Source organism: Zobellia alginiliquefaciens (genome assembly GCF_029323795.1).
GTDB classification, from domain to species: domain Bacteria; phylum Bacteroidota; class Bacteroidia; order Flavobacteriales; family Flavobacteriaceae; genus Zobellia; species Zobellia alginiliquefaciens.
In genome coordinates this window covers 3682427-3695143 of the sequence record NZ_CP119758.1, presented here as the reverse complement: position 1 = coordinate 3695143, position 12717 = coordinate 3682427, and the positions used below count along the sequence as shown (strand labels likewise).

Below are 12717 nucleotides of genomic sequence, written 5' to 3'. Positions count from 1 at the left end.
CTATTATGAGCAATGAATATGCAAAACATGAGTCGAATTATATTAAAGAATATGAAAAACTAGGATATACAGACTCCTACCGCTTTGTTGACGGAAAACTAAAGAGCACCAAGACGGATAAATCCTTTGAGGCAAGCGATATTACCATAGTAAAAGAACATAGATACGAAGGTATGAGCAACCCTTCGGACATGTCTTTACTCTACGTTATGGAAACAAGTGACGGTAGCAAAGGAACATTGTTGGCCGGTTACGGCCCAAGTGCCAATGCAGACCTGTATGAGTTTTTAGAAAACGTTCCGGAAGAGCAGGTAAAAGATAAAGATTTACTTCCCCCGAATGCAGTATAATTTTTGAGTTATACTACTAAAAAACCAGAAGCTAAGCTTCTGGTTTTTTTATGATTTTTAAATAGTTAATCGAATTTTGAAAACTGAAATGTTTTTATTTCAATGGAAGCTTCATCCAGTTTCTGGTTGAAATGTTTTTCATCTTTAAATTTAAGCTCCTTTAACACACGGGCGTCTACACATAAACTAAAATGGTTTTTTCTAAAAGGCCATGGTTCTACCGTAAAAACCGTGTCCTTTGTTTTGTAAATGAAGTACCGATGGTTCTTGATAGATTTATTTATTTCCAGCTTTCTGCCTAAGGTAGGTGTTTCTTCCTGACACAAAATAAGGGAAAGCCGATCTGAAAAAAGCATGATTTTATAGAGTTCCTCTGCTCCTGCTTCATCAATACCATGAAATTTAATGCTCTCTGACCGAAAATCCTTTAGTTCCTTCAAAAATGCTTTAAAGTCTTCTACCTCTTCCATTTTATCGGAATATAAAAATTCAAGATGGTAGGTAAGTAACATAGCCGACCAACTAGATTTTTTCAATACTTTTTTAAAAACGGCTTTGGCATGGACCAACATCTTTTCCAAAGGCACTTGGTGAGTAACAAAATCCATCGCCATACCCAAATCGGAAATATTGTTTTTGGCTTCATTGCTCAACTGTTCATCATCGTGCTCAATAATAGCAGTGAGCGTTTCCATCCAATGATTTTGGTATGGACGATTCTTTAGTTGATCCGCAATTTTACCTGCAAGCAGCCCGTGCGCAGGATGCGATATAACCTCTATACCCTTTTCTAAAAAATTAATGATCATAAAGTCTAAATGCTAGGTATTCCTAAATCCTAATTAAAAATAAAGTACGGTAACCAATTCCTTTGTTTTTAAAGTAATTAGGATTGATGCAATCGCTTATAGCGTATTTAAGTTCAGTAATTGCGATAAAATTTAGAGCAATTACGTTCCTTGTAAAACTATCACCTCTTTAAATTTGATGAAAATTAAGATTTATGAGGTCTCCCAGAATATCTAAAAACAGAAAAGTGATCAGAAAAATTGCTAGAGAAAATACATTGAATTTAAGAGCAAAGCATCTCAATAGACAGATTAGAGAACTAAAGAGAACCTTTGAAAATAACTTTCCACAGTACCCGTCTGATAAATTTGAAATGGTACGAGATTTTAATATCAAATTAGTTCGTGCCAAATCTCGTTTAAAACGTATTTCAAAAATAATCGTGAAGAATAGAAGACAAGCACGTCAAATGTTGATTCGTGTTACTAAAGAAATTCAAATATTAAAAGATACGAATAGACAGCTTTCTAAATCATCGGAGAGCAGTACCAACCTCTTGTGATTTTATTTGATTTTCCCTTTACACAGTAAAAGATAACATCAAAGAAAAAGTTTCGATATCGTAACGCCCATCTAATTCATTTTCTTAACCTAGCAAACCGTGTGCGTACACAAAAACAGTGCATTTGTTTCAAATCACTAGATTTATCCCTATATTTGGCATACAAATAATTCAACTCCAATAAATTAAACACCGAATGAACTGAGGTTGAATACTACATTTTAAACTAAGTTATTGAAAACGATTAAAGATATTGCCGAAGAAGCCAAGGTTTCAACAGGCACGGTAGATAGGGTAATTCATAAACGCCCTGGAGTATCTCCCAAGACTAGGGAAAAAGTTCAGAAATTACTTGATAAGTATGATTTTGAAAGAAACATTCTTGCGAGTACTTTAGCTTTTAAAAAGAAATATAGGATTGCCACCCTTATTCCCTCTGTCGTTTCTAAAAATCAGTTTTGGTACGGTCCCCATTTAGGTATGAAATCTGCCGCAAAGGAAATTCAAAAGTACGGTGTAGAAACACATCGTTTTTTCTTTGACCAATATGATTTAAAATCCTACGAACAAGCCCTGGACAAAATTCTGGCGCTAAAGCCCAATGGTATCGTCTTTGCTCCTTTCTTTTACAATACCTCATTGGCCTTTGCTGAAAAATTGAAAGAAGAAGAAATACCGTGTGTCTTTATAAATATTGATTTGGACACCTCAAACAAACTTACGTACATAGGTCAAAATGCGTTGCAAAGTGGTAACCTATGTGGTAAGATGATGAACCTGATTACTAAACCTGAAGACTCAATTGCTATACTAACCTCCCAAAAGAATGTGGGCAGGCATCTGGCTATTGAAACCCGAATAAAAGGTTTTCTAGATTACTTTTCCGATAACGTAAGCGATAAGAAAATCAAAAAAATAATCATTGATGATTTTGATACGGAAATGATTGAAAAAGCACTTTCTAAAGAATTAGAAAACGAAAAACAGATTACAGGTATATTTGTCCCTTCTAGTGCCATTTTTATGATTGCCAGCTATCTAGAAAGGAAAGGTATTACTACCATCCGCACTATTGGTTATGATACCCATTTGGACAATCTTGAATATATTAGAAAGGGAAGTATTGACTTTGCCATTGATCAAAACCCTTTTGAACAAGGGTATATGGGCCTAAAAATACTTACGGAATATTTATTATTGAATAAAACACCCAAACCAAAATATAGCTCTGCCATTAATATGGTTACTAAAGAAAATGTAGACTATTTTGATGTAGCCGATACTATTGAATACGCCGTATAGATTAACTTATTGCGTTGTATTTTACGCACAGACCAACCATGAAAAAACTACTTCTATTAACTCTGTTCTGTGTAGTTTGCATAGGCAATGCCCAGCACTCGGTTGCCAGGCAATGGAATGAAGTTTTACTGGGTGCCATTAGAGTAGATTATGCCAGGCCAACGGTACATGCACGTAATCTATACCACAGTTCCATGGTCATGTATGATGCTTGGGCCTTATTTGACAGCACTGCACAAACCGTTTTTTTAGGCCAAACGTATGGTGGTTATGAGTGTAGGTACAATGGAATTCTACAGCCCGATAACGCTGATGTCGCGCGACAGGAAATCATGAGTTATGCTTTGTTCAGGTTACTAACGCATCGCTTTTCTACATCACCGGGAGCCTTTGTCACTTTAAACAATATAGAAGAGTTATTCTTTTCTTTTGGATATGACCCAGAATTTACATCTACAGATTACAGCAGTGGTTCATACGCGGCACTTGGAAATTATTTAGGGAATGAAATGATCGCTTTTGGTAGACAGGACGGTTCCAATGAAGATTTTGAATATGGCAATCAGCTGTACAACCCTACCAATCCCCCATTAGTACTTGCGGAATATCAGGATATAACCGATATAGACCCCAACCATTGGCAGCCTTTGTCTTTTGACCTTTTTATAGATCAATCGGGAAACTCAGTTCCTGTAGCCATTCCTGACTTTCTTGGACCGGAATGGGGAACCGTAGTTCCTTTTGCCTTAGACGAAGCCGACTTACAGGTAAAGAACAACGGTTTTGACTCTCACCTTTATTTTGAAACTCAAGATCCACCACAAATAGGCGATTCTAGAGCTGATGGCATTAATGATCCTTACAAATGGAACTTCACATTGGTAGCTGCATGGTCTGCGCATTTAGACCCGGAAGACGATACTGAAATAGACATCTCTCCTGCAAGTTTAGGAAATGTCGATATTGACACCTACCCTACTACGTTTGAAGCGTTTCAAAATTTCTATAACCTTATGGAAGGTGGGGATACAGGTCAAGGATGGGACCTTAATCCGTATACGGACAGACCTTACGAACCTCAACTGGTAAAACGCTCCGATTATACACGGGTTCTGGCAGAATTCTGGGCAGATGGCCCAGATTCCGAAACTCCACCCGGACATTGGTTTACAATTCTTAACTATGTGAGCGACCATCCTATGGTCACTAAAAAGTTTAAGGGAGAAGGCGCTGCCATGACCAGTTTGGAATGGGATGTAAAATCGTATTTAGCGCTGGGTGGAGCTATGCACGATTCAGCCATTGCTACATGGGCCATAAAAGGTTATTATGACTATGTAAGACCTATCTCGGCCATTAGATATATGTGCGGTAAAGGACAAAGTAGCGATTCTTCCTTACCTAGTTTTGACCCACATGGCATTCCGTTAATCCCAGGGTTAATTGAACTTATTGAAGAAGGTGATGCACTTGCTGGTGCGATGGGCGAGTCCGTAGGAGAAGTTAAGATTAAAGCATGGCGCGGACCAGACTTCATAAACGACCCTGAAACCGATGTTGCCGGCGTTGGATGGATTTTAGGAACCCACTGGTGGCCCTACCAGAGAGGAACTTTTGTTACCCCTCCGTTTGCCGGTTATGTTTCCGGACATTCCACTTTTTCCAGAGCTGCTGCCGAAGTTATGACGCTACTTACAGGAGATGCATTTTTTCCTGGAGGTATAGGGACTTTTGATATTAAAGCGAATGAGTTTCTAGTTTTTGAAAATGGACCTTCAGAAGATATTACGCTGCAATGGGCAACATATAGAGATGCATCCGACCAAACCAGCCTCTCAAGAATATGGGGCGGTATACATCCTCCCATAGATGATATACCAGGACGCTTAATAGGTGATGAGATTGGTAAGCAGGCATTCGCTAAAGCGGAAAGTCTTTTTGGCGACCGTACGTCTTCCGAACAAACAACTGATAGCTCTGTACTCTACCCTATCCCCTTTCAACAAGAAATGAACTTGGCAACGGACCTACAGGGTATATGCACAGTTCAAATTTATAGTATGAACGGAGAATTAACCCATACCGAAACTATTGATCTAAACGAAAAATCGAAAATAGATACTTCAGCAATTTCTTCTGGTGTTTATATTTTGGTCATCAAGAATGCCGATGGAACTACAGTTCACCGCCAAAAGGTAATCAGGAGATAGTTTTCTTTACCCATTCATTATCGTTTTACAAAAAATATAAATACATAAAAAAGGTCCGCATAACATTGTCATGCGGACCAATTAACTAACAAAAAAACAAAATGTATTTAGCTTGCCCTTTGCTGGGTATGGCACTTATAATTTAGGCTCCCAACCTTGGGCATATTCCCGTTTCCAATTGGCCATAGCCTTTTCGTTATTCAAAATTTTACCGGTAGCCTGATCAATCTTTAAGGTTTCTCCTGCATCCTGAGCCATATTGCCCAAGTGGCACAACATGGTTGAAATACTGGCATCCTGTATATCTGCATGAAGCGATTTATCCGTTCTTATAGCATCAAAGAAGTTCCCTACATGATTTACATCTAACTGTCCCTGCCCCATTGTATTGGTTGTTGCACTGGCAGCTCCTTCTTTTTCCTCTTTTATAAGGTTACCTTCTAAATCGAATAATTTATAAAAGTTTCGGTCCAACTGAATAATACCTTTACTACCGTAAATGGTAGCGCCACGACCGGGTTGGCTAGGTAAAATTTTCCCTCGGCTATGTCCTGTCCATGTAATGAATTTATCATCTTTATATTTATAGGTAACCTGTTGGTTATCTACAAACTCCCAATCGTCATCATATGCATATTTACCCCCAAAAGAAGTAACACTTTCCGGTAGGTCTACACCCAATGCCCAACGGCATATATCAATCTCGTGTGTACCATTATTATGCACTTCTCCGGTACCCCAAGTTTTAAACCAATGCCAGTTATACGGGTGTACATTATCCCTGTATTTCTCTCTTGGCGCCGGTCCTTGCCACATATCCCAGTCTAATGTACCCGGAACGGCAATTTCAGTACCTTTGCCAATGGACCCTCGATTATTGCTGTAGTACGCCTCTCCTTTGTACACCTCACCTATAACTCCGTCCCTAATATCCTTAACACCCAAAATAGAGGTCTGTGCCGAACGTTGTTGGTTACCCATCTGTACTTTTTTACCGTACTTCTTATGCGCTTCAACCAGCAAATCGTTCTCATAAGGATTATGACTACATGGTTTTTCTACGTACACATGCTTTCCTGCCTGTAAAGCCATAATAGCCATTGGTGCATGCCAATGTTCTGGCGTTGCAATAAAAACAGCATCTACATCCTTATCTTCTAGAACCTTTCTAAAATCCTTTTCATTTTTAGGGATGTATCCAATATTTTCTTGGCACCATGCATTGTGTTCTTCCAAAATAGTATCATCCACATCACAGCTATAAATAATCTTAGCATTTTGCTGCTCATGAATTGCCATTACATGTGCCTTTGCTCTACTTCGAACCCCAATTATTGCACAATTGATATGGTCATTTGCACCCAAAATATTAGCATGCGCCATAGAAGGTAAAATAAGGCCGCTAAACGATAAGGCCATTGAACCTGTTGCCGTTTTCTTTATGAAATTTCTTCTACTGGTCATTACTTATCTTCTTTTGGTGTTTTTATTTGAATGTTTTTAAAGCTAACCCTATCTCCATGGTCCTGTAATAAAATCTGACCCGTTTCCAGCTCGCCAAAATTTGGCCACTTAACGTACTTACTTTCAGAAACCAATTTTCTAAAGTTGTCGCTCTTTCTTTCATATTCAAGAACTTTAGCGCCATTCAGGTAATGTTCTACGTGATTCCCTTTTGAAACAATGTGAGCCGTATTCCATTCGCCAATAGGTTTGATCGGCTTTTTAGGGTCTGCTTTAATTAAATCGTATAGTGAAGAAACCGTACGGCTACCTTCGTGGTTTCCTTTTTTAGCATCAGGATGTTTGTCATCGTCTAAAATTTGGTATTCCAAACCTATAGAAGAACCTTCACCTTTATTGATATTGGTATCAACATAGTATTTAATTCCACTGTTTGCGCCTTCGGTTAATTTAAAATCTAATTTCAATTCAAAATCACCATAGTTTTCCGTAGTAACGATATCACCACCTGCTGCCGATTCTTCACCTCCAGAAGATAAAACGGTAAGGATACCATTTTCAATTTCCCAACCCTTATCTGGGAAGCTTTCCAGTTTAGCACCTCTCCAACCTTCAGTAGTTTTACCGTCCCAAAGTAATTCCCAACCTTGGTCCTTTTCATTTTTGGTTAACTGATTTGCCATGTTTACTGCTGGCAGCGGTGTCTTTTGAGAATATTTCTCTACATCTTCTGTAATGATCTTAATATCCTTCCAAACGATTTCTGTACCAGGAGTTTTGTCCTTGCCGATAGAGTGTACCTGTAAACCAATAAAACCACTGTCTGTTTGCGTATCTATCAAATGCGATGCCGGTACTCCGTTAATCCACGTTTTTAGGGTATCACCAATGGCTTCTATACGATAATGATTCCAATCATTTTGTTTGAAAGCTTCTTTAGCCTTGGTATTGTCATCCGCTAGAGGATGCAACCAGCCTCTACGGGCTTCATCATAAATACCCGCACTCCAAGCACGATCAGACGGGTCAATTTCTACTTGATAACCATGTATTCTTCCATTCATATAAGGTGGAAAACTATTGCTACGAATCTGAATACCGGAATTCATGGAAGGGTCTACCTTATAATCTAACTCCAAAATAAAATCATCATACATTTTATCCGATGTCATAAAAGAGTTTGGAGTATTGCTAACCGTTGTTCCTACAATGGCATTATCCCTAACTTCATAAATGGCTTCTCCTCCTTTTTGGGTCCAGCCCGTTAATGTTTCACCATCAAAAAGTTCTGTCCATGGTTGAGTTTCTTTTTTTTCGGTCTCACAGCCTATAAAAAGACTTGATGCCATTAACAACAGTGCACTATTATATCCAAAGGTCTTTAGTTTGCTCAGTTTTAAGTACTTCATTTTAATTATTTAAATTGTTTTGATGTTTATGATCTTAGAAATATGTATGACTTATGTAGCCAAACACATTTCTTATAATTCTGTCTAACTCTAAACTAGTTTCAATATAATTTCGTCATCCATACTAATAAATCCTGTACATAAAGTCAATATTAGCTGGATATTCATATTTTATAACTATATAAATTTTTACGAATGTAATTTTCTGCCCTCAAATAACCTAGTAAAATCTCTTAAAATGTGTGCGCACACAGAAAATAATCGTGTCCGAACACGGTTAACATTATAGGATTCTATCAAAAAAGAGGTCTTATATTGTCAAAAACGTACCCTAAACCCTACCTAAGTAAGACTTTTAAAACCGCTCCCAAGGTTTACGAAAATCTATAATTTTTGAAAATAGCTCAGTCTTTTGAGTTAACTTCTGTACCAATCCAAGCCTTCTGTTTAATCTAAAGACGTTATTTTAGCACCATACTTTGTTTTTTGAATATATACACATAAAACAAGGTTCCAAACAAAACCACGTGACGTATATGTGAAAAATATTTTTTCTAAACTCAATATAGTGCTAGCCCATATTTGATAGATAAATGAAAGTGTACACACCGTTTCACGACCAAAAAAAATAAAACTTTGATATGCTTGACCTTTTTTTAGCGGATGATGATACCGAAGACCGAGAATTGTTTGTTGAAGCGCTTAGTGAGATCAACATGCCCACCAAAGTAACCGAGTTTGATAATGGTGTAGATTTAATGGATGACCTTTTCTCAAAATCTCCTCTACCCGATGCTATTTTCTTAGATTTAAATATGCCGCTCATGAACGGTTTTGAGTGCCTAACGGATATTAGAAACTTTCCTCGTTTTAAGGATATTAAGGTTATTGTATACTCTACCTCCTACCGTCAAAGAGAAGTAAACCAATTACAAACGGACGGCGCCAACCAATATATTCAAAAGCCCTCCTCTTTTGAAGATCTAAAAATTATGCTTCAAAAAAGCTTGAAAACAATAATTCAAAAAGATGCACAAGAACCGAGTGCTGCGCAATTTGTTATTCTGGTTTAAACCCTACACTTATTCTATTATAATGGGACGTAAAACCGTCGATTTAGTTGTGCTGAAATCCTTTTATTATTACTCCTAAAACTATACTTTTTTTGCATCATAAATTCAATTCATAGCGACAATCCAACTGGTAAACACCCTGTATTTTTGTGTCAGAATTAAAGTTTAATCTAAAACTAATGATATGAATATTACAAAATCAATTTTAATAACAGCAATGCTACTTTTCTCACTAGGTACGTATGCCCAAGATAGAGATGATCAGCGTGTTATAGCAGATGCCGAAAAAGCTAAAACTAAAATACAAAAGGCAAACTACGGTCTAGACCATTTCTTTGATAATGCATCAGGTTATGCCGTTTTCCCAAATGTTGGTGAAGGTGGCCTAATTGTAGGCGGTGCATCCGGTAATGGTGTTCTTTATGAAAATGGAAAAGCAATGGGAATGGCAGATTTGAAAAAATTGGACGTCGGACTTCAAGCGGGTGGACAAGCATCAACCGAAATTATATTCTTTGAAACCGAAGAGGCTTTAAATGAATTTAAAAGCGGAGACTTTGAACTTTCTGCTGAAGCTACTGCTGTAGCCCTAGAAAAAGGGGTTGCTGCCAAAGCTAATTATGATGACGGTGTTGTTGTATTTGCGAAGCCTAAAAAAGGACTTATGGCAGACCTATCCGTAGGTGGTCAAAAGTTTAACTATACAGACATGGAGCTGATTGAGAAGAAATAATACGTAAATTCCCCCGAATTAAAGCTGGTCCTAGACCGGCTTTTTTTATATCCATTTTTTAAATAAAAATCTAAAAGAGGTGTGTCATAACAATTTCCTTCAACTGTTTTTTTAAGTCTTCATAGGACCTAGACTTGGTTACGAACATATTCGCTCCTAAATTCAAACATTTGGAATGGTCTTCTCTGCTACTGGATGTTGAGTAGATAACCACCGGGATTTGCGAAAAGTGTGTGTTTTTTCTAATGTGCTTCAAACATTCTTCACCACTTACCACGGGCATATTCAAATCAACGAATATCAACTTAGGTAAATTAGATATGTCGTTACTTAACCGTTGTAAAAAAGACGTTCCACTTTCATAGGACTCCAAAGGCAGCTTTGGAAACAATTCTTCAATCGCTTCTTGAAACAACATGCGGTCATCTTCGTCATCATCAATATAAACAAGTGGCCCAAAATTCATACGCTCCAATTCTAAGTGTCCCGCCCCCCTATTAAGAACTTAAGGGGAATTGCAAAGATACATCACCCCGCGCCACAAAAATCACAAAAAGAGCTAATTAGGCATAATTTATCAAATTGACATAAAACACTTGTATTCCCTAATTTAAATCTTCCATATTCCTCCTTAGAAGCATTACTACCTCATTCTAATATGAATTTCGCAACCAGTTTATATGGTAACCCATAGGGTAATTCAGCAATTTTGTGATACATGTCATTATTTTGAGCGGACATCATTTGTGTTTTAAAAAAGGTTTTATGCATTCTCTACTTTAAAATTATTTATAGCGTTACTTTTTTAGATGATTTGGGTTATTTATAACGATGCGATTTCCAGCATTAAAAGTGGTTTCCGCGTATTTTTGACCTTATGGAATATAGGCTCCTTTGCTTATAGAAAAAAACAGATATCATGGAAACTATTGTAAATAAAAGTGAGGGTATGGGAGCCATCCTAACAGATGAGGGTACTACTACATTTAGGGTTTGGGCACCTAACGCCGATAAAGTTTTTGTCATTGGCGATTTTAACGATTGGAAAAAAGACAATTTTGAACTGGAACATGAAGAAAATGGCTATTGGGCAGGCGTTACCAATGAATGTAAAGAGGGTGATGAATACAAATTCTTGATTGTAAATGGAAAGGACGAATACCTGAGAAATGACCCATATGCAGTAGAGGTTACGAACAGTAATGGCAACTCTATTGCCAGAAAACTGGATTTTGATTGGAAGGATGACAATTTTAAAATTGCCAGTTGGAACGAACTGGTTATCTATGAACTTCATGTGGGTACTTTCAACCGTAAAAAACCGGATCAGGTGGGCACCTTTGAAGGTGTAATAGAGAAACTACCCTATCTAAAAGAATTGGGCATTAACTGCATAGAATTACTGCCCGTAGCAGAATTTGCCGGTGGTATTTCATGGGGCTACAATCCCGCGCACCCGTTTGCTATTGAGCAGGATTATGGCGGTCCGGACGGTTTTGCCAAAATGGTCAAAGAAGCCCACAAACACGGTATTGCCGTAATTATGGATGTGGTATATAACCATTTTGGACCGTCTGATGTAGACCTTTGGCAGTTTGACGGGTGGAGCGAAAACGACAAAGGGGGTATCTACTTTTATAATGATTACCGCTCGGAAACTCCTTGGGGAGATACCCGCCCTGACTACGGCCGGCCCGAGGTTAGAAAATACATTGCGGACAATGCCCTGTTCTGGATAGAAAAATACCATTGTGACGGTCTGCGTATGGATGCCACTTCTTATATTAGATTTGAAGGTGGCGGTCTAGGAATGGATACCGAAATTAACGAAGGGAATATTCTCATGCGAGATATTAACATGCAGATACAATCTAAATATCCACATATACTCACTATAGCAGAAGATTTAAAGGGCCATGATATGGTTACGGATGGTACGGAACACGGCGGTCTGGGCTATGGCTCTCAATGGGATATGAATTTTGTGCATCCCATCCGTGAGGTATTGATCCAATTAAACGATAAGGATAGAGATCTGCAGCAAGTGGTAAATGCCTTAACGTACTGCTACAGTGGCAATGCCTTTAAAAGAATAATATATACGGAATCCCATGACGAGGTGGCGAACGGAAAAGCTAGGGTACCCGAAGAGATTCAACCGGGCGATGCCGAAAGTCCGTTTGCAAAAAAGAGAGCTATTTTGGGGTTGGTACTAACTCTTACCGCACCCGGTATTCCTATGCTTTTTCAAGGTCAGGAATTTATTGAAGATGAATATTTTCAAGATACAAAAGAGCTGGATTGGGGCAAACTTGAAAAACTTAAGGGAATCAGCAAACTGTCTACGGACCTCATTGCCCTACGCACCGGAAAAGCAGAAAAGACCAACGGATTACGCGGCCAGCAGCTAGATATTGTTCATTTTAATCAAGACAATAAAATACTGGCGTATATACGGAGTACGGATGAAGAAAACAATGAGCCTGTTCTTGTCATTCTTAATTTTGGCAATACAAAGTTTGAGGAATACGGCATCGGCATAAAAAAAGATGCAGACTGGAAACTACGTTTTAATAGTACTTGGAAAGGCTATGATGAGGATTTCTCCGCTATAAAGGTTGAGGACATGGAAAAAATTGAAGAGTCAACGGACAAGAAACCGTTCACTGGTCAGGTTACCATTCCGGCCTATGCGGCGCTTATCTATTCAAAATAGAAATACGCAGGTTTTAAAGCTCATAAGGCTGCTCAATGGTATATAGACCTTCTAAATATCTTGGGCAGTTTTTCCGTATTACCCTTTTAGGTTTTAGTTGTACGCTTTC

Annotated in this window: 11 protein-coding genes; 7 read left to right on the top strand and 4 right to left on the bottom strand. The window is 38.1% G+C overall.

What is annotated here, in order from left to right; all coding sequences use genetic code 11:
- Nucleotides 1–5: 5 nt before the first annotated feature.
- A complete protein-coding gene (locus P0077_RS15390; protein ID WP_276166097.1) occupies nucleotides 6–350 on the top strand; it encodes a hypothetical protein in 345 nt (114 codons plus the stop codon).
- Nucleotides 351–415: 65 nt separating this feature from the next.
- Here the strand turns inward: P0077_RS15390 and P0077_RS15385 are convergent, their stop codons facing one another.
- A complete protein-coding gene (locus P0077_RS15385) occupies nucleotides 416–1159 on the bottom strand; it encodes a DUF3891 family protein (protein WP_276166096.1) in 744 nt (247 codons plus the stop codon).
- 227 nt (nucleotides 1160–1386) lie between these two features.
- Between P0077_RS15385 and P0077_RS15380 the strand changes: the two genes are divergently transcribed.
- The 3 genes from P0077_RS15380 (at nucleotide 1387) to P0077_RS15370 (ending at nucleotide 5213) form a co-directional block, all read left to right on the top strand.
- A complete protein-coding gene (locus P0077_RS15380) occupies nucleotides 1387–1701 on the top strand; it encodes a hypothetical protein (protein WP_276166095.1) in 315 nt (104 codons plus the stop codon).
- Nucleotides 1702–1935: 234 nt separating this feature from the next.
- Complete coding sequence (locus P0077_RS15375) at nucleotides 1936–3003, top strand: substrate-binding domain-containing protein (RefSeq protein WP_276166094.1); 1068 nt, start codon at nucleotides 1936–1938, stop codon at nucleotides 3001–3003.
- A gap of 38 nt (nucleotides 3004–3041) precedes the next feature.
- Complete coding sequence (locus P0077_RS15370; RefSeq protein WP_276166093.1) at nucleotides 3042–5213, top strand: T9SS type A sorting domain-containing protein; 2172 nt, start codon at nucleotides 3042–3044, stop codon at nucleotides 5211–5213.
- Nucleotides 5214–5348: 135 nt separating this feature from the next.
- Here P0077_RS15370 and P0077_RS15365 read toward each other — a convergent pair whose 3' ends face one another.
- Nucleotides 5349–6677, bottom strand: a complete 1329-nt coding sequence (locus P0077_RS15365) for a Gfo/Idh/MocA family protein (protein WP_276166092.1) — start codon at nucleotides 6675–6677, stop codon at nucleotides 5349–5351.
- The gene (locus tag P0077_RS15360) at nucleotides 6677–8086 is read right to left on the bottom strand and encodes a 3-keto-disaccharide hydrolase (RefSeq protein WP_432422788.1); all 1410 of its coding nucleotides are present in this window, start codon (nucleotides 8084–8086) and stop codon (nucleotides 6677–6679) included. Before P0077_RS15360 ends, P0077_RS15365 begins: the two co-directional genes overlap by 1 nt.
- Nucleotides 8087–8727: 641 nt before the next feature.
- Between P0077_RS15360 and P0077_RS15355 the strand changes: the two genes are divergently transcribed.
- Both P0077_RS15355 and P0077_RS15350 read left to right on the top strand, forming a co-directional pair.
- On the top strand, nucleotides 8728–9159 hold the full coding sequence (locus tag P0077_RS15355) for a response regulator (protein ID WP_276166091.1): 432 nt from the start codon (nucleotides 8728–8730) through the stop codon (nucleotides 9157–9159).
- A gap of 184 nt (nucleotides 9160–9343) precedes the next feature.
- A complete protein-coding gene (locus tag P0077_RS15350; RefSeq protein ID WP_276166090.1) occupies nucleotides 9344–9892 on the top strand; it encodes a lipid-binding SYLF domain-containing protein in 549 nt (182 codons plus the stop codon).
- 70 nt (nucleotides 9893–9962) lie between these two features.
- Here the strand turns inward: P0077_RS15350 and P0077_RS15345 are convergent, their stop codons facing one another.
- Nucleotides 9963–10358 (bottom strand): response regulator, encoded by a 396-nt coding sequence (locus tag P0077_RS15345; RefSeq protein WP_276166089.1) that lies wholly within the window; start codon nucleotides 10356–10358, stop codon nucleotides 9963–9965.
- 453 nt (nucleotides 10359–10811) lie between these two features.
- On the opposite strand from P0077_RS15345, the gene P0077_RS15340 reads away from it, so the two are divergent.
- Nucleotides 10812–12608 (top strand): alpha-amylase family glycosyl hydrolase, encoded by a 1797-nt coding sequence (locus P0077_RS15340; RefSeq protein WP_276166088.1) that lies wholly within the window; start codon nucleotides 10812–10814, stop codon nucleotides 12606–12608.
- Nucleotides 12609–12717 lie beyond the last annotated feature (109 nt).

What these genes read in the sequence shown, in the direction of transcription:
- P0077_RS15390 (WP_276166097.1), top strand. Translation starts at nt 6, where the DNA reads ATGAGCAATGAATATGCAAAACATGAGTCGAATTATATTAAAGAATAT.
- P0077_RS15385 (WP_276166096.1), bottom strand. Translation starts at nt 1,159, where the DNA reads ATGATCATTAATTTTTTAGAAAAGGGTATAGAGGTTATATCGCATCCT.
- P0077_RS15370 (WP_276166093.1), top strand. Translation starts at nt 3,042, where the DNA reads ATGAAAAAACTACTTCTATTAACTCTGTTCTGTGTAGTTTGCATAGGC.
- P0077_RS15365 (WP_276166092.1), bottom strand. Translation starts at nt 6,677, where the DNA reads ATGACCAGTAGAAGAAATTTCATAAAGAAAACGGCAACAGGTTCAATG.
- P0077_RS15360 (WP_432422788.1), bottom strand. Translation starts at nt 8,086, where the DNA reads ATGAAGTACTTAAAACTGAGCAAACTAAAGACCTTTGGATATAATAGT.
- P0077_RS15355 (WP_276166091.1), top strand. Translation starts at nt 8,728, where the DNA reads ATGCTTGACCTTTTTTTAGCGGATGATGATACCGAAGACCGAGAATTG.
- P0077_RS15350 (WP_276166090.1), top strand. Translation starts at nt 9,344, where the DNA reads ATGAATATTACAAAATCAATTTTAATAACAGCAATGCTACTTTTCTCA.
- P0077_RS15345 (WP_276166089.1), bottom strand. Translation starts at nt 10,358, where the DNA reads ATGAATTTTGGGCCACTTGTTTATATTGATGATGACGAAGATGACCGC.
- P0077_RS15340 (WP_276166088.1), top strand. Translation starts at nt 10,812, where the DNA reads ATGGAAACTATTGTAAATAAAAGTGAGGGTATGGGAGCCATCCTAACA.